The following is a 23,914-nucleotide window of genomic DNA, read 5'->3' as shown; positions in this document are numbered from 1 at the left end:
TCTCCTCAGACCAGCGGACGTGGGTTTTTCAGATACATGGTGCGGATCGCATGCAGCGTCCAGTACGCCAGGCCGCCGACCATGCCGGTGGGGTTGTACTGGGTGTTCTGCACGAAGTTGCCGGCACCGAAGACGAACACGTTGTGCTTGTCCCAGGCCTGGCAGTAGCGATTGACCACGCCGTCCGTGGGCTTGTCGGACATGATGTGACCGCCGGTGTTGTGCGTGGTCTGGTAGGGACGCACGTCGAACTTGGCACCGATATTCTTGAAACCCGACTGCAGCAGATCCGGTTTCAAGGCGTTGCCCACCTCCTCGGCCTTGATCTTCTGGTACTGGGTCATCCGGATGTCGTTGTCCTGCCAGTTGAAGCTCATGCGCATCAAGGGACGACCATGTGGATCCTTGTAGGTGGGGTCCAGATCAAGATGGTTGTTGCGGTAGGACATGTGCGAGCCGTGCGTGCCGATCGACATGGAATGGCCATACCACTCGCCAATGCCCTTCTTCCAGCCTGCGCCCCAGCCCGGCGTGCCCTTGGGCAGCGGCATGGAACGGATGGGCTGGCCATTCATGGTGCCCACGCGCCAGTAGGCGCCGCCAATGAAGCCCAGCTTGCCGAAGTCGTTCTGGTTGATACCGTAGTCGTCGATACACATGCCGTTGGAGCCGTGACCGATGAAGGGATTGAAGTTCTCTTCCTTGAAGAACAGGGTCACGCCACCATTCATCTGGTAGGCGTAGTTCTTGCCTGTCACCCCGGTGTTGGTCTTGGGGTCGTAAGGTTTGCCGATGCCGGAGACCAGCAGCAGGTGCACGTTGTTGAGCTGATAGGACGACAGAATCACCAGGTCGGCGGGCTGGAACACTTCCTCGTTCGTGTTGGAGTCGAAGTAGGTCACGCCGGTTGCGGTCTTGCCGTCTTCCGAGCTCTCCACACGCAGCACTTCGCAGTGCGTGCGATAGGAGAAATTCTTCTTGCGCTTGAGCGCATCCAGCACCGCCGTCTGGGGCGAGGACTTGGAATACTGGTAGCAACCAAAACGCTCGCAGAAGCCGCAGAAGTTGCAGGGAGCCATCTGCATGCCGTAAGGGTTCACGTAGGACGTGGACGCAATGCCGGCAGGCGCCGGGAAGGGATGCAGGCCCATGCTCCTGGCACAGGCTTCGAACTTGCTCGCGTCGTAGGTCGATGGCAGAGCAGGCATGGGGTACTCTTTCGAGCGCCAGCCTTCAAACGGATTGCCGCCGGCCTGGATCTGGCCCTTGATATTGCCGGCCTTGCCCGAGACGCCGGCCACTTCGTCAAACCGGGTGAAGAAAGGCTCCAGCTCGTCGTAACTGACGGGGTAATCCATCAGGTTCATGCCTTCCGGAATGATGGACTCGCCCCATTTTTCCCTCACATAGCTGCGCAGCTTGATTTCCTCGGGCTGAGGGCGCCACAGCAAGCCATTCCAGTGCGTGCCGGCACCGCCCACTCCATTCGCTGGCAGGAAGGAGCCCATCGAACGGTAAGGCAAAGCGATTTCGCTGTCGTCGCGGCGCACCGTCACGGTCGCCTGACGGGGATGCTGCATATTCTTCAGGCGCACGCCATAGGTCAGCTCGTCGATCTGATTGGGGTACTTGAATTCGGGCACCGTGTTCTGGTCGCCGCCGCGCTCCAGCGCCACGATTTCCAGGCCCTCAGCGGCCAGTTCCATGCCGGCGATGGAGCCTGTCCAGCCCAGGCCAACGATGACCACGTCTTTTTTCTTTTCAATGCGTGCCATGACTCAAGCCCTTTCGCCCTTGATGGATACCGGTCCCAGCGGGTACTTCACGTTGTGCTGATCGACCCATTCGGCATAGCTGGCGCGGGCGCCAGGGAAGCCGATGTATTTCCAGGACTGCATGCCGTGGTTGCCGCCATGCAAGGGGTCGGCGAAATAGCCTTCCTTGGTATTGGCCAGCAAGGTGGTAAAGAAAAAGCTCAGTTCAGGGTCTAGCTTGATTTCGCCCTTTTGCAACGCGGTCAGAGCTTCGTCCTGCTGCTCTGCGGCAAGGCTTTTGAACTCCTTGCCAAAGCGCTTCGTGCAAGCCGCATTGAAGGCGGGAATGGCCTTGCGATAGAGCTGCGCAGGGTTCAGAGGCGATTGCCAGCCGCGATCGGGCGTGGCGGCCGGATCGTGCGGGCCTTCCATGTACCAGATCTCGGCATTGCCGTAGTAGCCCTTGAGCTGGCGATCGATGAACACCGGCACATGAGCTTCGATCGCTCCAGGTCCATCCCCTTCGGACGGGATCAGGCGAGCTGTTGCCGCCAGAACAAAAGCCCACTCGTCCGCATTGAAGTACTCGGGCTTGTATGCATCCAGTTTGAGCGCAGGCTCTTTGGAGTTGGCACGCATTGCCACGGCCGTTCCAGCCAGTGCGACGCCAGCACCGGAGGCGAACAGAAAGGATCTGCGGCTTGGTGGGGAAAAGTTGGACATTGTGCGATTCCTACATCGTGTGAACCTCGGCCATGCACAGCCAGTTGCGCGATGACCGAGTGTTCAGGTTTTTTGAATCAGCGGTGGGTTTGAGGTCGGGCAGAAAGAAGCACACACCCCAAAGAAAATGCCCGCAAAGCGGGCACTCATACGCAGAGCCAAAGTCTTTTTTCAAGCCGGCCCATACCGCCTTAACAATTTGATAATAGTTGCGCTGGCAAGTATCTGTACCAGGCAAGCTACTTGCCTGCCAGCAGGTCGTGGTTTTTCATTGGAGTGCGCAACTGGGGTTTTCACTTAGATATAAGACATAAGACCGCCTACCTACTACTCTGCGGCCCAAGACGCTGCCAGGCAGTGATGCCAGACTCAAGACGATGGAGAAGCCCTGACTCGCCCTTCACTGCTTACACGGCCAAAAGAGGGAAGGTGACGGCGCACTTTGTCGACACTAAGCCGGAGTCCGTGGCAATGAAAACCGGAACGTGGTGCCCTGTCCGCCACTCTCGACAAGATGAATGGAGACTCCGTGCAGCTCCAGCATCTGGTGCACGATTCTCAAGCCCAGGCCACCGTCACGGCGGGCACCACCTACGGTAAATGGACGCCTGAACAGGCCTTCGCGCAACTCTGGCGGGATGCCCGGGCCGGAGTCGCTGATCGTCACCTCCAGCTCTTGGCCCACTGCTCTTATGGCGATCCTGATCACCCCGCCTTCAGGGGTATAGCGCAAGGCGTTATCCAGCAGATTGCTCAGGACGCGCTCTATCATTCCCAGATCCGCACGAACTGCCGGAAGTTGAGGAGCAAGGTCCGCCTGCAAGGCGATATGGCGCGACTCTGCCGCAAGCTCGAATTTCTGGAAAACGTCCTGCACCAGATCAGCCAGGAAGAATGATTCGAGCTCCGGTTGCACAAAGCCGTATTCCAGTCTGGCCAGCTCGAACAGGCTTTGGGACAGGGCCCCCACCCTTCGACTCTGGTCGAGCGCAATGCCAAGGTAGCGCCTGCGCTCTGCAGGCTCCAGGCTTGCATCCTTGAGCAGCATGGTCTCCAGATATCCATGCAAGGATGACAGCGGTGTGCGCAGATCGTGGGAAATATTCGCGATCAATTCCCGGCGCTCCTGATCCTGCCGCGTGAGAGCTTCCCATTGCTCGCTGATGCGCAGCACCATTTGCCGATAGGCAGCGTCCAGTACTGCAATCTCGTCACGGCTGTGATCGGCCACATCCGGGGAGCGTTCCGGCATCTCGGGAGGAGCGCCATGCATGTCAAACTGCCGAACCGACTCGGTCAGACGCCGCAAGGGACGCGTGATCAAGGTGAAGGCGACAAGGCCCGCAGCGAGACAGAGCAGCCCGACCATGCCAATCGACAGCAGTGCCGTCTTCAACACCGCATCTGCCGAGCCTCTGGCTGCAAGAAGATCATGGGCCTCGCCAAGCAGCACCACATAGATGAAGCCGACTTGCCGCCCGTTCACGCTCAAAGGGGCCGCACTGAAGACCTTGCGGCCATCGCGGCTGCGAGGATCATCGCCCAGAATCGGCAGCATCTGTCCATCGATGAATCGATGCACCGGCTCAAGATCGACCCGGTCGCGACGCAAACGCCCCTCGGGTGCCGCGTGGCCGGCAATGCGGCCGTCAGGCTCCAGCAGATAGACCTCCACACTCGGGTTCACCATCATCAGCTGGTTGAAAAGATTTCGCACCGCGTTAGGCATCAAGCCATTCGCATCGGTCAGCTGGGCATCGCGGGCAATACTCTCTGCGACGTCCCGGGACAAGGCTTGCACCACCTCCAGTTCATGCATGCGGTTGGAGCGAAGCTGCAGCCAGGCCGAGGTACCGCTGCAGACCAGTAGCAACACGGCAAACACGATCGCCAGCCGCTGGGTCAGAGTCAGATTCATTCGCCCTCTCCAGTTTCAGCGAACTTGTAGCCGCGCCCCCAAACCGTGAGGATCCGCGTCGGCTGTGCTGGATTGACCTCCACCTTGGCACGAAGCCGGTTGATATGGGTGTTGACGGTGTGCTCGTAGCCCTCGTGCTGATAGCCCCAGACCGCATTGAGCAGGTCCATGCGCGAAAACACCTTGCCCGACTGGCGAGCAAAGAAATACAGAAGATCGAACTCACGGGGCGTGAGATCGAGACGGCGTCCGTTCAGGCATGCATCTCTTGCAACCGGATCCATGACCAGCCCATTGACCGACAGGCTACCTGATTCCAGGCGCGCACTCAGAGCCAGAGCATCGACCCGGCGCAGCAGAGCCTTCACCCGTGCCACGAGCTCCAGAACGGAAAACGGCTTGGCCAGATAGTCGTCCGCGCCGATCTCCAGCCCCAGAATGCGATGCACCTCACTGGAGCGGGCACTGATGATGATGATCGGCGTGTAGCGGGTCATGGCACGCGCACGCCTGCATATCTCCAAGCCGTCCACGCCAGGCAACATCAGATCCAGCACCAGCGCATCCCAGCCACCGCGCTCCAGATGCGCGAGGCCGTCATCGCCGCGGGCGCAATGCACCACCTCCAGCCCTTCGTCCCGAAGGTGGAGCGAAAGCAGATCGGCGATGTGGGCATCGTCCTCGACCAGCAGAATGCGACGGGCGAGAGTCATGGGTAATCAGGTCTCCGGCAGGGGTGGTTGATGCAGCACCGTGGAGCACAGCCACATGATTTCACATTGTGCTCAAACTGCTCGCGGGGAGTTATCACGTTTTTTTTAACTTTGCGTGAGGACTTCGGGATCGCCACTCCATAAGCTCAATGTCATCGAACCCAGAAAGCCGATGCCATGACCACCCGACGCCATATGCTGCTGGGCGCAGCAGCCTCCGCCGCAGCGCTTGCCACCGGAATCTTCCAGCGCCACGCGACTGCAGCGACAGAGACCTTCGAAATCAGCTATACCGACGCCCAGTGGCGTGCCCGGCTCAGTCCTCAGCAATATGCCGTGCTGCGCCAGCAGGCCACGGAGCCGCCCGGCAGCAGCCCGCTCAACAAGGAGCATCGTCCTGGAACATTTTCCTGCGCAGGCTGTTCCTTGCCCTTGTTTGCCTCCTCCACCAAGTTCGACAGCGGCACCGGCTGGCCCAGTTTCTGGAAGCCGCTGGACAACGCCGTCGCCACCCGCAAGGACCGAAGCTACGGCATGGTGCGTGTCGAAGCGCACTGCCGGCGCTGCGGCGGCCATCTCGGCCATGTCTTCGAAGACGGACCGCCTCCCACAGGTCTGCGCTATTGCATGAACGGCCTGGCCTTGGCTTTCACACCCAAACCTGCCTGAGGAGAAACAGGCCATGCTGCTGATCGTCCTTGCCTATCTGGGTGGTGTGCTGACCATCGTCAGTCCCTGCATCCTGCCCGTGCTGCCTTTTGTGTTCTCTCGCGCGAACCAGCCCTTTGTGCGCAACGGCCTGCCACTGCTGGCAGGCATGGCATTGACCTTTGCGATCGTTGCCTCTCTCGCCGCCGTCGGCGGCGGCTGGGTGGTGGCGGCCAATCAGTATGGCCGCTGGCTGGCACTCGCTCTGGTGGCGGTTTTCGGGCTGACACTGCTGCTGCCGCATCTGTCGGAGCGGCTGACCCGCCCATTGGTGGCAGTCGGCGCACGCCTGTCGGAATCGGCACAGACCGGCGGTGCACCGCAAACAGGATCCTCTGTCTTGCTGGGAGTCGCAACGGGGCTGCTATGGGCTCCATGTGCCGGGCCCATCCTGGGACTGATATTGACCGGTGCCGCCCTGCAGGGCGCCAACACCACCTCGACCCTGCTGCTTCTGGCCTATGCCGCCGGGGCTGCGACTTCCATGGCTGCGGCTTTGCTGCTGGGGGGGCGGGTATTTGCCGCGCTCAAGCGTTCGCTGGGTGCCGGTGAATGGGTACGTCGCGGCCTCGGTGCAGCCATGCTCGCGGGCGTGGCCGCCATCGCCCTGGGGATCGATACCGGCATGCTGGCTCGACTGTCAACGGCATCCACCGGCGGCCTGGAGCAGAAACTGGTCGAGCGCCTGAACCAGCCTCATGGAGAAGACCCCACGACCATGCGCGGCAATCCGGGCACGATGATGCGGGGAGCATTCCCGGCACCCGCTGAGGGAGCCGCCATGATGTCTGCAGGAGCCGCAATGCGCATGAGCGGACCATCGAATAAAGCCCCTGCACTGCCCGATGAAGGCATCGCACCATCGCTGGGCGGGGCAACCCAATGGCTCAACTCCAAGCCTCTGAGCGGGCAAGACCTGCGTGGCAAGGTGGTGCTGGTGGATTTCTGGACCTACTCCTGCATCAACTGCCTGCGCACCCTTCCCTATGTGAAGGCATGGGCAGAAAAATACCGTGATCAAGGTCTGATCGTGGTCGGTGTGCACGCCCCCGAGTTTGCTTTTGAGCGCGACATAGGCAACGTGAGCAAGGCCATGAAAGACCTGGGCATCAACTATCCGGTGGCCGTTGACAACCAGTATGCAATCTGGCGCGCATTCAAGAACCAGTATTGGCCTGCTCACTACTTCATCGATGCCACGGGACGCATCCGCCACCATCACTTTGGCGAAGGCGGCTACGCCGAGTCGGAGCGGGTGATACAACAGCTTCTCCAAGAGGCGGGCAGCTCCCAGTCAACCATGGGCCTGACGGAGGTAGATGCCGGGGGCGTTCAACTGGCCGCCAACATGGATGAGGTCGCGTCCCCCGAAACCTATCTGGGTTATGAGCGTGCCGAGAACTTTCTCTCCACACCCAAAGCCGTTCCCGACAGGACGGCAACGTATCGGGAACCGGAACGGCCCAGGCTGAACACCTGGGGCCTTGCCGGGCAATGGATGGTTGGAGCGGAAAGCGCCTTGCTGACCGGTCCATCAGGCAGCATCGTCTACCGGTTCAAGGCACGTGACCTGCATCTGGTGTTGAGCCCCGGCCCTGACGGAAAGCCCGTGCGCTTCAAGGTCCGCATTGACGGCAAACCACCCGGCACCGCCCACGGCGTGGACGTGGCCGCCGACGGCAGCGGCACTGTCTCCGGCCAGCGGCTTTACCAGCTGGTGCGCCAATCCGGAGTCATTACCGAGCACACCTTCAGCATCGAGTTCCTGGACAGCGGCGTTTCTGCCTATGCCTTCACTTTCGGATAGCCATATGAACACACGCATCATCTCAGGGGCCGCCTTGAACCGGCGCGGCCTGCTCCAGACACTGGCCGGCAGCATCGTTTTGCTGGGCGGCGGACTGTTCTGGCAACCAATGGCCTTCTCGGCCGAAGAAGCGGTTCGCCTTCCTGTCCCTGTCCTGGACCTCCCGGCCACCGGCCCCTCCCCGCAGCGTGCAATCTTTGCTGGCGGCTGCTTCTGGGGAGTACAGGGCGTATTCCAGCACGTCAAGGGCGTGCAACGCGCGGTCTCCGGCTATAGCGGAGGTGCTGCATCCACCGCCTCCTACGAGCTGGTCAGCCGCGGCAACACCGGCCATGCAGAATCCGTCGAGATCACCTTCGATCCGACCCAGGTGAGCTATGGAAAGCTGCTGCAGATATTTTTCTCTGTCGTCCACGATCCCACCCAGCTCAACCGACAGGGTCCGGACACAGGAACGCAGTATCGCTCGGCAATTTTCACGACCAGCCCGGCCCAGCTCAAGACAGCGCAGGCTTACGTCGCGCAGCTCGATGCAGCGCGCCTGTATCCCAAACCCATAGTCACCCGCCTCGAGGACAAGGCCAGTTTCTATCCGGCCGAGCTCTACCACCAGGACTTCATGACCGAAAACCCGCGCCACCCCTATATCGTCTTCAACGATATGCCCAAGGTGAACAGCCTCAAGCGCCTCTTCCCCGACAGCTACCGCAGCGAACCGGTTCTGGTAAAGAAAACGCGCCCATAGCGACTCCATCTCAGCGATGCTGCGGCAGAGCAGCAATTGTCGGCGCAGCTGATGGCCTGCTGCACGCCCTGACGATCCTGCCGCATCAAGGGCGCCCTATGAATACCATCCTGCCCATCGGCTTCGGTCATGTCCGGCACCACCGCCAGCAGCCTGTGCAGCATGTCTTCGCTCCCCCTCTGCCTCCTCATGCAGCCACCGCTTAGCCAGCGCACGCAGCAGGACGAGGTACTCAGGCACAGCCGGTGCGGCTGGATCAGCGTCCACGATTGCCACCACGGCAAGGTCGGGGTCAATGCGCTGGCCTGGCTCGAACAACTTCCGCACGGCGAAGTCTGGTTGCACGCCTTCCGCGCGGTCATCCAAGAATCATCAGGGCTGAGCTTGCTCCGGCCGGAAGGGCTGCTGCCACGCCATCCAATTCAAGCTGCAAAGCCCGTGCCAACGGGATGTACGCAGTACGCACACAAACAAAAAACCTCTTAGGTCAATGACCTAAGAGGTTTTCGTATTTGGTGGGTGATACATGGATCGAACATGTGACCCCTGCCGTGTGAAGGCAGTGCTCTACCGCTGAGCTAATCACCCGATAGACGTGATTATATCAAGGATTGGCGCTCACATTTTCAAAGTTGCGCCAGGCAGTCTTGCCACCGCTGGATTTATCCATCTGCTTGAGCACATCATCGTGGGATTGCTGCTCCTGCTCATTGGCGCGCAGCACTGGCAACTTGAAGCTGCTCAGGTCCACCGAGGGAACGACAATCGCTCCAGCCGCCGGAGCATCTGCCGGCTCCTCGGTCATGAGCAAGGCATCTTGCCCGCGCGTGAGATTGATGTAGACATCCGCCAGCAGCTCCGCATCCAGCAAAGCGCCGTGCAGCGTGCGGTTGGAATTGTCGACACCCAGGCGATCGCAGAGCGAGTCCAGCGAGTTGCGCTTGCCCGGATACATCTCCTTGGCCATGACCAGGGTGTCGAGGACTCCGCCCACACACTGCTTGAGCGGCGGGCGCTTGGCCAGTTTGAGCTCGTTGTTCAGAAAGCCCAGGTCGAACGGCGCATTGTGGATGATGAGCTCTGCGCCCTGCAGATACTCCCAGATCTCGTCGATCTTTTCCTCAAAGCGCGGCTTGTCCTTGAGGAACTCCGTGGTGATGCCGTGCACGCGCAAGGCATCTGGATGGCTGTCCCGACCCGCATTGAAGTACAGATGCAGATTGTTGCCGGTGAGCTTGCGGTTGACCAGCTCCACGCAGCCCAGCTCGATCAGACGATCGCCATCGATGGCCGACAGGCCGGTCGTTTCCGTATCCAGAACAATTTGGCGCGACATTCAATTTCTCCCAATTACCTGCGGCGCTCACATCGCCCAACAATTTCTAAAACAAGCGCGCACCAAAGCCAGGACACCGAGGAAGCGCCGCCGCGCACCGAGGGTGTCGTCCCCCTCCCCTAGCGCGAAGCGCGTAGAGAGAGGGGGAAGGCGCAAAGCGCCTCAGGGGGTGCTCAGTGATTTTCCTTAGCGTGGTTGATGGAGTACTTGGGGATCTCCACCGTCACATTCTCGCGCGCCAGAATCGCCTGGCAGGACAGGCGCGACTGAGGCTGCAGACCCCAGGCCTTGTCGAGCAGGTCTTCTTCCTCTTCCTCCGCCTCGTTCAGGGAGTTGAAGCCCTCCTTGACGATGACATGGCAGGTCGTGCAGGCGCAGCTCATATCACAGGCATGCTCGATATTGATGCCGTTGTCCAGCATGGCTTCACAGATCGAAGTGCCGACGGGAGCTTCGATTTCCGTGCCATTGGGGCAGTACTCGGCGTGAGGAAGAATTTTGATGATGGGCATTGTTCTGTTTATGAATTAAATGGTGTTGACACTCTTGCCGGCCAGCGCCTGCTGGATGCTGCGATTCATGCGTTCGGCCGCAAACGACTCGGTTCCCTTGGCCAGGGCCTGTGTTGCGCCCTCCACGACGGCCGGATCATCGCTGGCGACGGCCGCGCGTAGCGCTGTCATCAGGCCGTCGATGCTGTCGCGCTGCTCGGCGCTGAGCACATCCCCATCCACGTCCAGCGCGCTCTGCGTGGCCAGCAGCATGCGATCGGCATCCACGCGGGCCTCGACCAGGGCGCGGGCTTTCATGTCTTCCTGGGCCGTGGCAAAACCGTCCTGCAGCATCTGGGCGATCTGGTCGTCGGAGATGCCGTAGGAGGGCTTGACGTTGATATGTGCTTCGACGCCGCTGGTCTGCTCCTTGGCGCTGACGGACAGCAGGCCGTCGGCATCGACCGTGAAGGTCACGCGGATGCGCGCCGCACCGGCAGCCATGGGCGGAATGCCGCGCAACTCGAAACGCGCCAGGCTGCGGCAGTCCGCCACCAGATCACGCTCGCCTTGCACCACGTGAATGGCCAGAGCGGTTTGCCCGTCCTTGTACGTCGTGAAGTCCTGTGCGCGGGCCGTGGGGATGGTCTCGTTGCGCGTGATGATGCGCTCGGACAGGCCACCCATGGTTTCCACACCCAGCGACAGCGGAATCACATCCAGCAGCAGCAGGTCGCCGGCGGTATTGTTGCCGGCCAGCTGATTGGCCTGAATGGCAGCGCCCAGGGCCACCACTTCGTCAGGGTTGAGATTGGTCAGCGGCTCGCTGCCGAAGAAGTCGGCCACGGCCTGGCGAATCTGGGGCATGCGGGTGGAGCCGCCGACCATGACCACGCCCTGCACCTCATCGCGGCCCAGGTCTGCATCCTTGAGCGCGCGGCGCACAGCCGCAAGGCTCTTGCTGGTTAAGTGAGCAGTCAGCGCAATGAATTCCTCACGCTTGACATCAAAAGACACTGAACCCGAGGAAATATCAGCGGTAAACGCTACAACTTCTGATTCAGTCAGGGCCTGCTTGCAATGGCGCGCGGCAATACGCCAGGCGGTCTTGTCTGCTGCCGACTCCAGCTGCGTGCCGGTCTTTTCCGCCACCCAGGCCGCCAGCGCGTCATCGTAGTCGTCGCCGCCCAATGCCGAGTCACCACCTGTGGCGATCACTTCGAACACACCCTGTGCAAGACGCAGCACCGAGATATCGAAGGTGCCGCCACCCAGATCGTAGACGGCGTAGACGCCCTCCGCCGCGTTGTCCAGGCCGTAGGCAATGGCTGCTGCCGTGGGTTCGTTGATCAGGCGCAGCAAGTTGATGCCTGCCAGCTTGGCTGCATCCTTGGTGGCCTGGCGCTGGGCATCGTCAAAGTACGCAGGCACGGTGATGACTGCACCATAGAGATCGTCGTCAAACGTGTCTTCGGCACGGAAACGCAAGGTTGCCAGAATTTCGGCACTGATTTCCACGGCCGTCTTGGCGCCGTCCACGGTTTCGACGGAGATGACGCTGCTGTCATCGGTCTTGAAGCGATAAGGCAGCTTCTCGGGCGATTCGATATCAGCCAGGCTTCGCCCCATGAAGCGCTTGGCCGAGCTGATAGTGTTGGCAGCATCCTGCGCCTGCGCGGCCTTGGCATCAAAACCGATCTGTCGGCGGCCCATTTCCATGTAACGCACCACCGATGGCAGCAGCACACGCCCCTGATCGTCGGGCAGGCATTCGGCCACGCCGTTGCGCACTGCAGCGACCAGAGAATGCGTGGTGCCCAGGTCGATACCTACAGCAATGCGTCGCTGGTGGGGATCGGGGGATTGGCCGGGCTCGGAAATCTGCAAAAGCGCCATGAAATTCTTCTTTTGAAACATCAGAGGCCAGCGTGGCTGGCCCGCTCAAGGTGGATACGCTGCGTGCCTAGGGCACAGCGCGTTGCTCTGGCTCTTATTGTCCCAGTTGATCGCGACGGCGATCCACATCTTGCGCAAATCGCGCAACAAACATGAGGGCTCTCACCTGCTGCACGGCAGCGGCGGCATCTCCAGCCTCGTCCAGCAGACGACCGCATTCGCCAAGCATCTGCTTTTTGGCGGCGAGCATCTCGCCCTCCAGAGCATCCAGCTCCTGCTCGCTGGCAGCGTCTTCCAGCGCTTCGCGCCACTCCATCTGCTGCATCAGAAATGCCGCAGGCATGGCCGTGTTGTCTTCAGCCCGCACTGGCGCTCCCGCCAGCTCGCACAAATAGGCGGCGCGCTTGAGCGGGTCCTTGAGGCGCTGATAGGCCTCGTTGATGCGTACCGACCATTGCATGGCCACGCGCTGCGCGGCTGCGCCCTGGGCGGCAAAACGGTCGGGGTGCGCTTCGCGCTGCAGCTCTTTCCAGCGTGCGTCGATCTGGCTGCGCTCCTGCGCAAACTTGCGCGGCAGGCCAAACAATTCAAAGTCGTCAGATTGCAGATTCATGGCATTAAAAAACCGCCTGCAGCAGCGCTGAGGCGGTTCTGTTCTTACGCTTGGGCGCTACACACGCCAGGGACACCGAGCAAGAGCCGCCTCGCAGCGAAGGTGTCGTCCCCTTGGGGGGAAGGCGCGAAGCGACTCAGGGGAAAATCAAATCCTGAAGCTCTCGCCACAACCGCAGCGATCACGCTCATTGGGGTTGTGGAACTTGAAGCCCTCGTTCAGGCCTTCGCGCACAAAATCCAGTTCCGTGCCGTCGATATAGGCCAGGCTCTTGGGGTCGATCAACACCTTGATGCCGTGGTCTTCAAACACCACATCATCGGGCTGGACTTCGTCCACATATTCCAGCTTGTAGGCCAAGCCGGAACAGCCCGTGGTCTTCACGCCGAGGCGCACGCCAATCCCCTTGCCGCGACGCGAAAGGTAGCGGTTCACATGACGGGCAGCCGCCTCGGTCATTGAGATGGCCATGGCCTCAGGCTTCCGTCGCCGTGCGCTTTGCGCGGTAGTCGTTCACAGCAGCCTTGATGGCGTCTTCAGCCAGGATGGAGCAATGAACCTTGACCGGTGGCAGCGCCAGTTCTTCGGCGATCTGGCTGTTCTTCAGGGCGGCAGCCTCATCCAGCGTCTTGCCCTTGACCCATTCGGTCACCAGCGAAGACGAGGCGATGGCAGAGCCGCAGCCATAGGTCTTGAAGCGTGCATCTTCGATCACGCCAGTGGCAGGATTGACCTTGATCTGCAGCTTCATCACGTCGCCGCAAGCGGGCGCACCCACCATACCCGTGCCCACAGAGTCATCGCTCTTGTCGAACGAGCCCACGTTGCGGGGGTTTTCATAGTGGTCAACAACTTTTTCGGAGTAAGCCATGGTGTCTACCTCTTGAACTCTTTGTAATCTATGCTTAGTGTGCAGCCCATTGAATAGTGCTGAGGTCGATGCCGTCTTTGTACATCTCCCACAGAGGGCTCAGCTCGCGCAGCTTCAGCACGTTTTCGCGGATCGACTTGATCGCGTAGTCAATTTCTTCTTCCGTCGTGAAGCGACCAAAGGTCATGCGCAAGGAGCTGTGTGCCAGCTCATCGCTGCGGCCCAGGGCACGCAGCACATAGCTGGGCTCAAGGCTGGCGGATGTGCAGGCGGAACCCGAGGACACGGCCAGACCCTTGATGCCCATGATCAGCGACTCGCCTTCGACGAAGTTGAAGCTCATGTTCAGGTAATGGGGAACGCCGTTCTCCATATCGCCGTTCACGAACACCTGCTCCAGATCCTTCAGACCATCGAGCAGACGCTTGCGCAGTGCACGTGCGTGCTCCATATCCTTGGCCATCTCTTCCTTGGCAATGCGGAAGGCTTCACCCATGCCCACGATCTGGTGGGTTGCCAGCGTGCCGGAACGCATGCCGCGTTCATGACCGCCGCCGTGCATCTGAGCTTCCAGGCGCACGCGCGGCTTGCGGCGCACGTACAGCGCACCGATGCCCTTGGGGCCGTAGGTCTTGTGCGAAGCCAGGCTCATCAGGTCGATGGGCATGGTCTGCATGTTCAGATCCATCTTGCCCGAAGCCTGAGCGGCGTCGACGTGGAAGATGATGCCCTTCTCACGGCACAGGGCGCCAATGGTGTTCAGATCCTGAACCACACCGATCTCATTGTTCACGGCCATCACGCTGGCGAGGATGGTGTCGGGACGGATCGCGGCCTTGAACACTTCGATGTCCAGCAGACCGTTTTCCTGCACGTCCAGATAGCTGACTTCAAAGCCCTGGCGCTCCAACTCACGCATGGTGTCCAGCACAGCCTTGTGCTCGGTCTTCACGGTGATCAGGTGCTTGCCCTTGCCCTGGTAGAAATGCGCTGCACCCTTGATGGCCAGGTTGTCGGACTCGGTCGCGCCGCTGGTCCAGACGATTTCACGCGGGTCGGCGCCAATCAGGTCGGCGACCTGCTTGCGGGCCTTCTCGACGGCTTCTTCGGCTTCCCAGCCCCAGGCATGGCTGCGCGATGCGGCATTGCCAAAATGTTCACGCAGCCAGGGAATCATGGCGTCCGCCACGCGGGGGTCCACCGGAGTGGTTGCACCGTAGTCGAGATAAATGGGAAAGTGCGGGGTCATGTCCATGACTGGCTCGTCTTGTTTTTGGCTGACAAATCGTGAGGAATCGATGCACCTTGTGGTGCCATCAGGGCGAAGAAACATGCCGCACAGCCATGCATGCATCCAGGCCCTGACTATCGGAGTCGGGCTTCATGCCGATCTGGTTGCCGCCCGAGCACTGCTCGAGCGGCCCCGGATCAGGATTTCGCGAAGGCGTTACCCAGGGCGAACACCGAGTTCGGTGCGTTCACACGGATGGGCTTGACCACGGGTGCTGTGGAGATGGCGCGGCGCACCACGGGCTTGTCCTCGATCTGGATGCCCTTGGCCAGTTGCTCGTCCACCAGCTTTTGCAGAGTGACGGAGTCCAGGAATTCCACCATGCGCTGATTCAGTGCAGCCCACAGCTCATGGGTCATGCAGCGGCCGGCTTCGCCCAGACAGTTTTCCTTGCCACCGCACTGGGTCGCATCAATAGGTTCATCCACCGAGACGATGATGTCAGCCACGGTGATGTCCGTTGCCTTACGGGCCAGGGTGTAGCCGCCGCCGGGGCCACGGGTGGATTCCACCAGTTCGTGGCGACGCAGCTTGCCAAACAACTGTTCCAGATAGGACAGCGAAATCTGCTGACGCTGGCTGATGGCAGCCAGAGTCACAGGGCCATTGTTCTGGCGCAGTGCCAGGTCGATCATCGCGGTGACCGCAAAGCGGCCTTTGGTCGTAAGACGCATACGAGCTCCTTCAGTCAGGATTGTTCGTTACAGAAACGCACGCCCGGTCACAGTACCTAGACGAGCACAGTCTCCGCCCTTACTCCGTCCTGTGATTAGGTTCAGAGCCCTTCTGTGAGGGAAGTTTGTTGTTGAGTGTTTGAGGCGAGTATATCACATTCCCCATCAATTTTGTCGGGTAACAGCGTGCACTCACGTAATAACCCCGAGATTTGCGAAGAAATATTCCTACGGTGCCGCCCCGAACAATTGCTGTTTGAGAAGCGAAAGCTGGTCTCGCACACGCGCTGCCTGCTCGAATTCCAGGTTCCTGGCGTGCTCCAGCATTTGCTTCTCCAGACGCTTGATCTCCTTGGCGATGTCTTTCTCCGACATATCCTCGACACGTGCCTGTTGTAGAGCCTGCTCCTGCAGACGCTCGGCCTCTTTGCCGCTTTTTTCGCTGTAGACACCATCAATCAGGTCTTTCACCCTCTTGACAATCTGTTTTGGCACGATTCCGTTGGCCTCATTGAAAGCCATCTGTTTTTCGCGGCGTCTTTCGGTTTCGCCGATGGCTTTCTTCATGGACTCCGTGATGCGGTCCGCGTACAGAATCGCCTTGCCGTTGACGTTGCGCGCCGCGCGACCTATGGTCTGGATCAGGCTGCGCTCGGCACGCAGAAAACCTTCCTTGTCGGCATCCAGAATCGCCACCAGCGAAACCTCGGGAATATCCAGGCCTTCGCGCAGCAGGTTGATGCCGACCAGCACATCGAAGGCTCCCAGACGCAGGTCGCGGATGATTTCCACGCGCTCCACCGTATCCACGTCGGAGTGCAGATAGCGCACCTTCACACCGTTGTCGGTCAGATATTCGGTCAGTTGCTCGGCCATGCGCTTGGTCAGCGTGGTGATGAGCACGCGCTCCTCCAGCTCCACGCGCTGGCGGATCTCCTGCAGCACGTCGTCGACCTGATGGATGGCCGGCCGCACTTCGATCTCGGGATCGACCAGGCCCGTGGGGCGCACCACCTGCTCCACCACCTGCCCGGCATGAGTCTTTTCATATTCGGCGGGCGTGGCCGAGACGAACACCACCTGGCGCATGCGCTGCTCGAACTCCTCGAACTTGAGCGGCCGGTTGTCCAGCGCCGAAGGCAGGCGGAAGCCATATTCCACCAGCGTGGTCTTGCGCGCCCGGTCGCCGTTGTACATGGCGTTGAGCTGGCCGATCATCTGATGGCTCTCGTCGAGGAACATGATGGCGTCGCGCGGCAGATAGTCGGTCAGCGTGCTGGGCGGATCGCCGGGCTTGGAGGCCGAGAGATGGCGCGTGTAGTTCTCGATGCCCTTGCAGTGCCCCACTTCGCTGAGCATTTCCAGATCGAAGCGCGTGCGCTGCTCCAGGCGCTGCGCCTCCACCAGCTTGCCCATGCCCACGAGCTGCTTGAGGCGCTCGGCCAGCTCTTCCTTGATGGTCTCCACGGCCGCCAGCACCTTGTCGCGCGGCGTCACATAGTGGCTGCTGGGATAGATGGTGAAGCGCGGAATGTTCTGGCGCACCCGGCCCGTGAGCGGATCGAACAGCTGCAGGCTCTCGACCTCGTCGTCGAACAGCTCGATGCGCACGGCCAGCTCCGAATGCTCGGCCGGGAACACATCGATGGTGTCACCGCGCACGCGGAAGGTGCCGCGCGAGAAATCCTGGTCGTTGCGCTGATACTGCATGCGGATCAGCTGCGCAATCGCATCGCGCTGGTTGAGCGTGTCGCCCGCGCGCAGCGTCATGATCATGCGGTGGTAGCTCTCGGGCTCACCGATGCCGTAGATGGCAGAGACGGTGGCCACGATCACCACGTCGCGCCGCTCCATGATGCTCTTGGTGCAGGACAGGCGCATCTGCTCGATGTGCTCGTTGATGGCGCTGTCCTTTTCGATGAACAGGTCGCGCTGGGGCACATAGGCTTCAGGCTGGTAGTAGTCGTAGTAGCTGACGAAGTACTCGACCGCGTTTTTCGGGAAAAACTCCCTGAACTCCGAGTACAGCTGTGCCGCCAGCGTCTTGTTGGGCGCAAACACGATGGCGGGCTTGCCCAGACGCGCGATCACGTTGGCCATGGTGAAGGTCTTGCCCGAACCGGTCACGCCCAGCAGCGTCTGGAAGGACTCGCCGTCATTGACGCCTTCGACCAGTTTTTCGATGGCCGCAGGCTGATCGCCCGCCGGTGGATAGGGCTGGAACAGCTCGAACGGCGAGTCCGGGTATTGCACGAAACGGCCTTGCGGCTCGGCATTCATATTTTGTTCTTGCATGATCTCATGTCCATGACGCATAGGGTAAGCGCGGAGTAGAATGGCAGCCCAACCCTCAAGCCTAACCTAGGCTGATGCGTTTTTTCGAGCACCGGGCAATGCCCTGCCCGTCTAACGCGCTCGGAGCAGTAGCTGGGGGTGACCTGACTTATTTCCATCCATCAAGGATTTTTTCATGTCTCTGTTTACCGCCGTCGAAATGGCCCCCCGCGACCCCATCCTGGGTCTGAACGAGCAATTCAACGCTGACTCCAACCCCAACAAAGTGAACCTGGGCGTGGGCGTGTACTTCGACGACAACGGCAAGCTGCCCCTGCTGGAGTGCGTGCAGGCCGCCGAGAAGGCCATGATGGAAAAGCCCACCGCCCGCGGCTATCTGCCCATCGACGGTATTGCCGCCTATGACAACGGCGTCAAGGCCCTGGTGTTCGGAGCCGAGTCCGACGTGGTCAAGTCCGGCCGCGTGGCCACCGTGCAAGCCATCGGCGGCACCGGCGGCCTGAAGATCGGCGCCGACTTCCTCAAGAAGCTCAACCCCAACGCCAAGGTCCTGATCTCCAACCCCAGCTGGGAAAACCACAAGGCCATCTTCACCAACGCTGGTTTTGAAGTCGGCACCTACGCTTACTACGATGCAGCGACCCGCTCCATCGACTTCGCCGGCATGCTGGCCGACCTGAACGCTGCCGCTGCCGGCACCGTGGTCGTGCTGCACGCCTGCTGCCACAACCCCACCGGCTACGACATCACCGCCGCTCAGTGGGATGAAGTGATCGCCGTCGTCAAGGCCAAGGGCCTGGTCGCCTTCCTGGACATGGCCTACCAGGGCTTTGGCCACGGCATCGCCGAAGACGGCGCCGTGATCGGCAAGTTCGTGGCTGCCGGCCTGAACATCTTTGTCTCGACTTCCTTCTCCAAGAGCTTCAGCCTGTACGGCGAGCGCGTGGGCGCCCTGTCCGTGGTGGCCTCCGACAAGGAAGAAGCCGCTCGCGTGCTGTCGCAGCTGAAGATCGTCATCCGCACCAACTACTCCAACCCTCCCACCCATGGCGGCGCCGTCGTGGCAGCCGTGCTGAACAACCCTGAGCTGCACGCTCTGTGGGAGAAGGAGCTGGGCGAGATGCGCGTGCGCATCAAGGCCATGCGCCAGAAGCTGGTTGACGGCCTGAAGGCTGCCGGCGTGACCCAGGACATGTCCTTCATCACCACCCAGATCGGCATGTTCTCGTACTCCGGCCTGTCCAAGGACCAGATGGTGCGCCTGCGCTCCGAGTTCGGCGTGTACGGCACCGACACCGGCCGCATGTGCGTGGCTGCGCTGAACAGCAAGAACATCGACTATGTCTGCAAGGCCATCGCCGCCGTGATCTAAGCTCACGATTCGGGGCTTCGGCCCTGAAGACCAAAGAGCAACGGACTTTTAATCCGTTGCTCTTTTTTTATGGCTGCTTCAGTGTCCACCTATTAATTGATAGCTGCCAGCGCTCTTCCCATATCGCTTTCAGGCAGAAAATTATCTAAAAACCTTGTAAACCAAGCGCAGCAAGCTATCAAAATCTTTATCAGGCGCTCAGTCCCCAGATGGCCGAGCGCATGGACAGCGCCGCATACTGGTAGGCCGTGTTGAACACGCGCGGCGCTTCGCCCTCCTGCACGGCACCTGCCGCATACAGCAGAGGCAGATAGTGGTCGTGCGTGGGATGGGCCAGACGGGCCTGCGGACCCCAGTCCAGAAAGGTGCTCAAATCAGCCAGATTGCCGCTGTCCAGACGCTGCTGCACTTCGGTGTCGAACTGTATCGTCCAGTCATAGGCCTGGTTGTCGCTGGCACTGCGCTGCATGGCGCGCAGGTTGTGCACGATATTGCCGCTGCCCACGATCAGCACGCCGCGGTCGCGCAGCGCGCGCAGTTGCCGGCCCATCTCGAAATGCTTTTCGGGCGCCAGCCCATAAGGCATGCTCAGCTGCATGACGGGAATGCTGGCCTCGTGGAACATGGGCAGCAGCACCGACCAGGTGCCATGGTCAAAACCCCATTTCTGGTCCACCAGCAAGGCCGATCCGTCCAGCGGCGAATGCAGCTCGGCCGCCAGTTGCCTGGCCACCTCGGGCGCACCGGGGGCCGGATATTGCTGGTCGAACAGCTCTTGCGGAAAACCGCCGAAGTCATGAATCGTGCGCGGCTGGGCCATGCCGGTCAGCGCCCAGTCGGACTCGGTCAGCCAGTGGGCCGAGACGCAGAGAATCAGCTGCGGCTCAATGCCCTTGGCCGTCAGTTCCTGGCCCAGCGCCTTCCAGCTCTGGCGCCAGTGCGTGTCCTCGATCACATTCATGGGACTGCCGTGGCCCAGGAACATCACCGGCATGCGCGGCGAAGGCTTGAGCTGCTGCAACAGTTGCTCGGGCAACAGGGAAGAAGAAGTGGAGTTCATGGAAAAAGCCTTCCAGCCCCCGCCGGCGGCCAGCACGGAGGCAGCGCCCAGGGACAAAAGCGTACGTCTACGCATCTCGGTCAATCGAACACGCCCCTAGGGGCGTTTTACAGATAGGACAAGCTTGCCACAGCGCAACAGCGCCTGAAAGCACCGCCTCCGCAACAGACTGTCCTGAAAGTGCCAGGGTCAGGGCCCGGCTTGCACTACAAAAGCAGTTGTACAAGCACGACTCACGCCAAACAGGCTCAGGCAAGGGCTTCGCTTCAAGCAAGCCATCCTGATGCCACCCTGGCTTGCACAAGTCCAGACAAGGAATACTCCCACTCATGCCCAGAACCGCCATTCAACCCCTGCAAGGAATTCGCATACTGAGCCTGGCTCTGAACCTGCCCGGCCCCGCCGCACTGTGGCGCTGCGCCGGCATGGGAGCCGATTGCCGCAAGCTCGAGCCTCTGGCACCCGGCGCAAGCCGCAGCGCCGACCCCATGGGCCTCTACTGCCCCGATGCCTACGCGCAGATGCATGACAGGGTGCAAACCCTGCAGGCCGATCTCAAGACCGCCGAAGGCCAGGCCAGTCTGCATGCGCAATTGGCCCAAACCGATGTGCTGCTGACCTCGTTCCGTCCATCGGCCCTGAGCAAGCTGGGCCTGGGCTGGGAAGCCCTGCAGCAGCGCTACCCTGGGCTGTCGCTGGTGCGCGTGGTCGGCAGCGCGGGCGAGCTGGCCGATGTCCCCGGCCACGATCTCACCTATCAGGCCGAAGCGGGCCTCGTGCACAGCACCGCCCTGCCCCCCAGCCTGTTTGCCGATATGGCGGGGGCGCTGATGGCCAGCGAAGCCGTGCTCCAGGCCGTGCTGGTCAGCAGCCGCAGCGGGCGCGGCATACTGCGCGAGGTCGGACTGGCCCAGGCGGCGCAGTGGCTGGCCCTGCCCTGGCACTGGGGCCTGACCCAGCCCGCAGGCGATGTCGGCGGCGCCCATGCGGGCTACCGCATCTATCCCTGTGCCGACGGCATCGTGGCCGTGGCCGCGCTGGAGCCTCACTTTGCCCAGCGCCTGTGCGAAGCGGCAGACCTGCTGTTCAGCCATCCCGCCGATATGCGCAAGCCCGAGATCCATCAAGGCGTGGCCCGGTTTCTGGCCGCCCGCAGCTGCACGCAACTGATGCAGCTGGCGCAGGAGAAGGATATTCCCCTGCACGCCCTGCCCCAAACCTGAAGCAAACCAGAACCTGTTTACGCTCCCCCTGCGCGCTAGGGCCTTCGCGGAATGGGATGCTAGGGGGCGGCCCCCCCCGCGCGATACCGCAGCAATAGTGGTGCTATTGCGAGGATTTGCGCGGCCGGTGAGGCAACGCCGCAGACCGCCCCTGACCGGGCGTCCGCAAAGGCACTAGCCTGGGCGTTTTTCAAACGCGTATTTCTCGGTATCGACCTCGCCCTGGCCTTGCAGCGCATAGCGGTCGCCCGCAATGGCTTCGGGCTTGAAGATGTCATCGAGCTCGGCCAGCAGCTCGGCATCGAGCTTGACGCTGCCGCCGCGAATGTCTTCGTGCAGATGCTCCACGCTGGTGGTGCCGGGCAAGGCAATCACATGCTCGCCCTGGTGCAGCACCCAGGCGATGGCCAGCTCGGCCAGCGTGCAGCCAGCCTTTTCCGCCACGGCCTGCATGGGCGCGAGCAGGCGCAGATTCTGCGCATAGGCCTCGCCGGCAAAGCGCGGCATGGTGGCGCGGATATCGCCCTTGACCAGGTTGTCCACCTGCTGCAGCTTGCCGCTGAAGAAGGCGCGGCCCATGGGACTGAATGCCACATAGGCAATGCCCAGCTCCTTGCAGGCGGCGAGCGTGCCCAGCTCCGCATTACGCGACCACAGCGAATATTCGCTTTGCAGCGCGGCAATCGGGTGCTCCTTGTGCGCGCGGCGCAGCGCATCGACGCCCACTTCCGACAGACCCAGAGCGCGAACCTTTCCCTCTTCCTTCAGGCGTGCCATCTCGCCCACCGACTCCTCGATGGGCACGTTCCTGTCCCAGCGATGCAGATAGTAGAGATCGATCACATCGGTGCCCAGGCGCTTGAGGCTGTCTTCGCAGTTCTGGCGCAGGGTTTTGGGACGACCGTCGATGACGCGGCGCATCACGCCGTCTTCGCCGCGCACGCCGGCCATGCCGCATTTACTGGCCAGGGTGATGTGGTTGCGATGGGGCTTGAGCACGGGTCCGATCAGCGATTCGCTGGCGCCAAAGCCATAGAGCGCGGCAGTGTCGAACAGCGTGACGCCCGCGTCCAGTGCCGCATGCAGCACGGCGTGCGATTGCTCGGTAGAGACGGGGTTGCCGTAGGCATGGCAGAAATTCATGCAGCCCAGCGCGACATTGGCGACGCTGAATGGGCCTAGTGGTCGGTTTTGCACGGATGCTCCTTGAGGATGGCAAAGTTAAAGCATTTATAGCCTATAGCCCATATGAACAGAGCGTTTAAAGCTATAAATTTCAAAGCAAAAACAGCAAAGGCCGGAGCATGCCCCGGCCTTTGTCTGTCTCAATCGATCACCGGGACTTATTCGGCGTTGAGTTGCTGCTCCAGGTCGTGCAAGACCTTGTAGCAGTTGAACACCTGCTGCACGCTGGAGTTGGGCTCGCGGCCTTCACGGATGGCGGCGAAGAATTCGCGGTCCTGCAGCTCGATGCCGTTCATGGACACATCGACCTGGGACACGTCGATCTTCTCGTCCTTGCCGGTGTACAGATCGTCGTAGCGGGCCAGATAGGTGCCGGTGTCGCCGATGTAGCGGAAGAAGGTACCCAGAGGGCCGTCATTGTTGAACGACAGGCTCAGCGTGCAGATCGCGCCGTTGGCGGCCTTGAGCTGGATGCTCATGTCCATGGCGATGCCCAGATCCTTGTGAATCGGGCCTTGCACGGCGTTGGCCTTGACGATGGGGCTGCCGGCCTGGTAGGCGAACAGGTCCACGGTGTGGGCGGCATGGTGCCACAGCAGGTGGTCGGTCCAGCTGCGGGCCTGGCCCAGCGCGTTCATATTGGTGCGGCGGAAGAAGTAGGTTTGCACATCCATCTGCTGGATGTTGAACTCGCCGGCTGCTATCTTCTTGTGCACCCACTGGTGGCTGGGGTTGAAGCGGCGGGTGTGACCCACCATGGCCACCAGACCGGTCTGCTTTTGCAGCTCGGCCACTTCCTGGGCGTCCTTCAGGGCATCGGCCAGAGGAATCTCGACCTGCACATGCTTGCCGGCCTTCATGCAGGCAATGGCCTGCTCGGCGTGCATCTGCGTGGGCGTGCAAAGGATCACGGCATCGACCTCGGGCAGCGCCAGGCTTTCGGCCAGATCGGTTGCCACATGCTTGATGCCGTATTTGTCGGCCACTTCCTTGGTCTGGTCAAAGCGGCGACCGACCAGGGAGACGACTTCCACGCCGTCGATGTTCTTGATGCCGTCCAGGTGCTTGATGCCGAAGGCACCTGCGCCAGCCAGCGCTACTTTGATGGTCTTGCTCATGATTGGGATCTCCGTAGAGCCGCCTCAAGGAGGCGAAGCCCCCACAGGGGGCAGTGAATACGCGAAGCAGCGAACGTGGTGAAACGTTTACTGATTCTCGAGGATCAGATGGCCCACCGCG

The 23,914-nt window shown here is 61.1% G+C and carries 22 protein-coding genes and 1 tRNA gene; 6 read left to right on the top strand and 17 right to left on the bottom strand.

The features are described from left to right. Window positions 1-5 precede the first annotated feature (5 nt). From AAIL66_RS15670 to AAIL66_RS15655, 4 genes are all read right to left on the bottom strand, one after another. Window positions 6-1,775, bottom strand: coding sequence for a GMC family oxidoreductase (locus AAIL66_RS15670; protein ID WP_343497154.1), 1,770 nt, complete (start codon window positions 1,773-1,775; stop codon window positions 6-8). Between the two features lie 3 nt (window positions 1,776-1,778). Beyond that, window positions 1,779-2,477 carry a gluconate 2-dehydrogenase subunit 3 family protein gene (locus AAIL66_RS15665; RefSeq protein ID WP_034406096.1) on the bottom strand — a complete coding sequence of 233 codons (699 nt, stop codon included), beginning with the start codon at window positions 2,475-2,477 and terminating at the stop codon, window positions 1,779-1,781. A gap of 451 nt (window positions 2,478-2,928) precedes the next feature. Next, entirely contained in the window at window positions 2,929-4,395 is a 1,467-nt protein-coding gene (locus AAIL66_RS15660; RefSeq protein ID WP_054075121.1) for a HAMP domain-containing sensor histidine kinase, read from the bottom strand. Then, window positions 4,392-5,108, bottom strand: coding sequence for a response regulator transcription factor (locus AAIL66_RS15655; protein WP_034382042.1), 717 nt, complete (start codon window positions 5,106-5,108; stop codon window positions 4,392-4,394). Before AAIL66_RS15655 ends, AAIL66_RS15660 begins: the two co-directional genes overlap by 4 nt. Before the next feature lie 177 nt (window positions 5,109-5,285). Here AAIL66_RS15655 and msrB point away from each other — a divergent pair, with 177 nt between their 5' ends. From msrB to AAIL66_RS15635, 4 genes are all read left to right on the top strand, one after another. Continuing rightward, a complete protein-coding gene (msrB, locus tag AAIL66_RS15650) occupies window positions 5,286-5,777 on the top strand; it encodes a peptide-methionine (R)-S-oxide reductase MsrB (protein ID WP_343497153.1) in 492 nt (163 codons plus the stop codon). 13 nt (window positions 5,778-5,790) lie between these two features. Then, window positions 5,791-7,623 (top strand): cytochrome c biogenesis protein DipZ, encoded by a 1,833-nt coding sequence (locus tag AAIL66_RS15645; RefSeq protein ID WP_343497152.1) that lies wholly within the window; start codon window positions 5,791-5,793, stop codon window positions 7,621-7,623. A gap of 4 nt (window positions 7,624-7,627) precedes the next feature. Beyond that, window positions 7,628-8,368: a peptide-methionine (S)-S-oxide reductase MsrA gene (gene msrA, locus AAIL66_RS15640; RefSeq protein WP_343497151.1), complete on the top strand. Its 741-nt coding sequence runs from the start codon at window positions 7,628-7,630 to the stop codon at window positions 8,366-8,368. Window positions 8,369-8,497: 129 nt separating this feature from the next. Further along, the gene (locus AAIL66_RS15635; protein ID WP_343497150.1) at window positions 8,498-8,854 is read left to right on the top strand and encodes a hypothetical protein; all 357 of its coding nucleotides are present in this window, start codon (window positions 8,498-8,500) and stop codon (window positions 8,852-8,854) included. A 27-nt stretch (window positions 8,855-8,881) separates the two neighbouring features. On the opposite strand, the gene AAIL66_RS15630 is transcribed toward AAIL66_RS15635, so the two are convergent. The 10 genes from AAIL66_RS15630 to uvrB form a co-directional block, all read right to left on the bottom strand. Continuing rightward, window positions 8,882-8,956, bottom strand: a tRNA-Val gene (locus AAIL66_RS15630). Window positions 8,957-8,972: 16 nt separating this feature from the next. Beyond that, window positions 8,973-9,704: a DNA polymerase III subunit epsilon gene (dnaQ, locus tag AAIL66_RS15625; RefSeq protein WP_003067586.1), complete on the bottom strand. Its 732-nt coding sequence runs from the start codon at window positions 9,702-9,704 to the stop codon at window positions 8,973-8,975. Between the two features lie 173 nt (window positions 9,705-9,877). Then, window positions 9,878-10,216 carry an ISC system 2Fe-2S type ferredoxin gene (gene fdx, locus AAIL66_RS15620; protein ID WP_003054218.1) on the bottom strand — a complete coding sequence of 113 codons (339 nt, stop codon included), beginning with the start codon at window positions 10,214-10,216 and terminating at the stop codon, window positions 9,878-9,880. Window positions 10,217-10,231: 15 nt separating this feature from the next. Next, window positions 10,232-12,091, bottom strand: a complete 1,860-nt coding sequence (gene hscA, locus AAIL66_RS15615) for a Fe-S protein assembly chaperone HscA (protein WP_034406145.1) — start codon at window positions 12,089-12,091, stop codon at window positions 10,232-10,234. Window positions 12,092-12,185: 94 nt separating this feature from the next. Continuing rightward, the gene (hscB, locus tag AAIL66_RS15610; RefSeq protein WP_003067580.1) at window positions 12,186-12,704 is read right to left on the bottom strand and encodes a Fe-S protein assembly co-chaperone HscB; all 519 of its coding nucleotides are present in this window, start codon (window positions 12,702-12,704) and stop codon (window positions 12,186-12,188) included. A gap of 147 nt (window positions 12,705-12,851) precedes the next feature. Beyond that, window positions 12,852-13,175 carry an iron-sulfur cluster assembly protein IscA gene (gene iscA, locus AAIL66_RS15605; protein ID WP_003054214.1) on the bottom strand — a complete coding sequence of 108 codons (324 nt, stop codon included), beginning with the start codon at window positions 13,173-13,175 and terminating at the stop codon, window positions 12,852-12,854. A 4-nt stretch (window positions 13,176-13,179) separates the two neighbouring features. Further along, a complete protein-coding gene (gene iscU, locus AAIL66_RS15600; RefSeq protein ID WP_003054213.1) occupies window positions 13,180-13,575 on the bottom strand; it encodes a Fe-S cluster assembly scaffold IscU in 396 nt (131 codons plus the stop codon). Window positions 13,576-13,609: 34 nt separating this feature from the next. Further along, window positions 13,610-14,830, bottom strand: a complete 1,221-nt coding sequence (locus AAIL66_RS15595; protein ID WP_034354231.1) for an IscS subfamily cysteine desulfurase — start codon at window positions 14,828-14,830, stop codon at window positions 13,610-13,612. Between the two features lie 173 nt (window positions 14,831-15,003). Beyond that, window positions 15,004-15,540: a Fe-S cluster assembly transcriptional regulator IscR gene (iscR, locus tag AAIL66_RS15590; protein ID WP_003054211.1), complete on the bottom strand. Its 537-nt coding sequence runs from the start codon at window positions 15,538-15,540 to the stop codon at window positions 15,004-15,006. Window positions 15,541-15,768: 228 nt separating this feature from the next. Further along, on the bottom strand, window positions 15,769-17,835 hold the full coding sequence (gene uvrB / locus AAIL66_RS15585; protein WP_012838731.1) for an excinuclease ABC subunit UvrB: 2,067 nt from the start codon (window positions 17,833-17,835) through the stop codon (window positions 15,769-15,771). Between the two features lie 175 nt (window positions 17,836-18,010). Here uvrB and AAIL66_RS15580 point away from each other — a divergent pair, with 175 nt between their 5' ends. Further along, complete coding sequence (locus tag AAIL66_RS15580) at window positions 18,011-19,207, top strand: amino acid aminotransferase (protein ID WP_003067573.1); 1,197 nt, start codon at window positions 18,011-18,013, stop codon at window positions 19,205-19,207. Window positions 19,208-19,397: 190 nt separating this feature from the next. Here the strand turns inward: AAIL66_RS15580 and ygiD are convergent, their stop codons facing one another. After that, window positions 19,398-20,324, bottom strand: a complete 927-nt coding sequence (ygiD, locus tag AAIL66_RS15575; RefSeq protein ID WP_343497216.1) for a 4,5-DOPA dioxygenase extradiol — start codon at window positions 20,322-20,324, stop codon at window positions 19,398-19,400. Between the two features lie 272 nt (window positions 20,325-20,596). On the opposite strand from ygiD, the gene AAIL66_RS15570 reads away from it, so the two are divergent. Further along, a complete protein-coding gene (locus AAIL66_RS15570; RefSeq protein ID WP_343497149.1) occupies window positions 20,597-21,490 on the top strand; it encodes a CoA transferase in 894 nt (297 codons plus the stop codon). A 174-nt stretch (window positions 21,491-21,664) separates the two neighbouring features. On the opposite strand, the gene AAIL66_RS15565 is transcribed toward AAIL66_RS15570, so the two are convergent. Continuing rightward, window positions 21,665-22,687, bottom strand: a complete 1,023-nt coding sequence (locus AAIL66_RS15565; protein ID WP_045839485.1) for an aldo/keto reductase — start codon at window positions 22,685-22,687, stop codon at window positions 21,665-21,667. 146 nt (window positions 22,688-22,833) lie between these two features. Continuing rightward, window positions 22,834-23,793, bottom strand: a complete 960-nt coding sequence (locus AAIL66_RS15560; RefSeq protein ID WP_034392030.1) for a Gfo/Idh/MocA family oxidoreductase — start codon at window positions 23,791-23,793, stop codon at window positions 22,834-22,836. Window positions 23,794-23,914: the final 121 nt, after the last annotated feature.

Source organism: Comamonas sp. F1-6, from assembly GCF_039581415.1.
Lineage (GTDB): Bacteria > Pseudomonadota > Gammaproteobacteria > Burkholderiales > Burkholderiaceae_C > Comamonas > Comamonas thiooxydans.
Note: the sequence above shows the minus strand (reverse complement) of the source record. Positions and strands in the feature narration are given on the sequence as shown.

What these genes read in the sequence shown, in the direction of transcription:
- iscR (WP_003054211.1), bottom strand. Translation starts at nt 15,540, where the DNA reads ATGCGTCTTACGACCAAAGGCCGCTTTGCGGTCACCGCGATGATCGAC.
- msrB (WP_343497153.1), top strand. Translation starts at nt 5,286, where the DNA reads ATGACCACCCGACGCCATATGCTGCTGGGCGCAGCAGCCTCCGCCGCA.
- iscU (WP_003054213.1), bottom strand. Translation starts at nt 13,575, where the DNA reads ATGGCTTACTCCGAAAAAGTTGTTGACCACTATGAAAACCCCCGCAAC.
- AAIL66_RS15660 (WP_054075121.1), bottom strand. Translation starts at nt 4,395, where the DNA reads ATGAATCTGACTCTGACCCAGCGGCTGGCGATCGTGTTTGCCGTGTTG.
- msrA (WP_343497151.1), top strand. Translation starts at nt 7,628, where the DNA reads ATGAACACACGCATCATCTCAGGGGCCGCCTTGAACCGGCGCGGCCTG.
- AAIL66_RS15580 (WP_003067573.1), top strand. Translation starts at nt 18,011, where the DNA reads ATGTCTCTGTTTACCGCCGTCGAAATGGCCCCCCGCGACCCCATCCTG.
- AAIL66_RS15560 (WP_034392030.1), bottom strand. Translation starts at nt 23,793, where the DNA reads ATGAGCAAGACCATCAAAGTAGCGCTGGCTGGCGCAGGTGCCTTCGGC.
- AAIL66_RS15595 (WP_034354231.1), bottom strand. Translation starts at nt 14,830, where the DNA reads ATGGACATGACCCCGCACTTTCCCATTTATCTCGACTACGGTGCAACC.
- iscA (WP_003054214.1), bottom strand. Translation starts at nt 13,175, where the DNA reads ATGGCCATCTCAATGACCGAGGCGGCTGCCCGTCATGTGAACCGCTAC.
- hscA (WP_034406145.1), bottom strand. Translation starts at nt 12,091, where the DNA reads ATGGCGCTTTTGCAGATTTCCGAGCCCGGCCAATCCCCCGATCCCCAC.
- AAIL66_RS15635 (WP_343497150.1), top strand. Translation starts at nt 8,498, where the DNA reads ATGTCCGGCACCACCGCCAGCAGCCTGTGCAGCATGTCTTCGCTCCCC.
- dnaQ (WP_003067586.1), bottom strand. Translation starts at nt 9,704, where the DNA reads ATGTCGCGCCAAATTGTTCTGGATACGGAAACGACCGGCCTGTCGGCC.
- AAIL66_RS15645 (WP_343497152.1), top strand. Translation starts at nt 5,791, where the DNA reads ATGCTGCTGATCGTCCTTGCCTATCTGGGTGGTGTGCTGACCATCGTC.
- fdx (WP_003054218.1), bottom strand. Translation starts at nt 10,216, where the DNA reads ATGCCCATCATCAAAATTCTTCCTCACGCCGAGTACTGCCCCAATGGC.
- AAIL66_RS15570 (WP_343497149.1), top strand. Translation starts at nt 20,597, where the DNA reads ATGCCCAGAACCGCCATTCAACCCCTGCAAGGAATTCGCATACTGAGC.
- AAIL66_RS15670 (WP_343497154.1), bottom strand. Translation starts at nt 1,775, where the DNA reads ATGGCACGCATTGAAAAGAAAAAAGACGTGGTCATCGTTGGCCTGGGC.
- hscB (WP_003067580.1), bottom strand. Translation starts at nt 12,704, where the DNA reads ATGAATCTGCAATCTGACGACTTTGAATTGTTTGGCCTGCCGCGCAAG.
- AAIL66_RS15665 (WP_034406096.1), bottom strand. Translation starts at nt 2,477, where the DNA reads ATGTCCAACTTTTCCCCACCAAGCCGCAGATCCTTTCTGTTCGCCTCC.
- AAIL66_RS15655 (WP_034382042.1), bottom strand. Translation starts at nt 5,108, where the DNA reads ATGACTCTCGCCCGTCGCATTCTGCTGGTCGAGGACGATGCCCACATC.
- uvrB (WP_012838731.1), bottom strand. Translation starts at nt 17,835, where the DNA reads ATGCAAGAACAAAATATGAATGCCGAGCCGCAAGGCCGTTTCGTGCAA.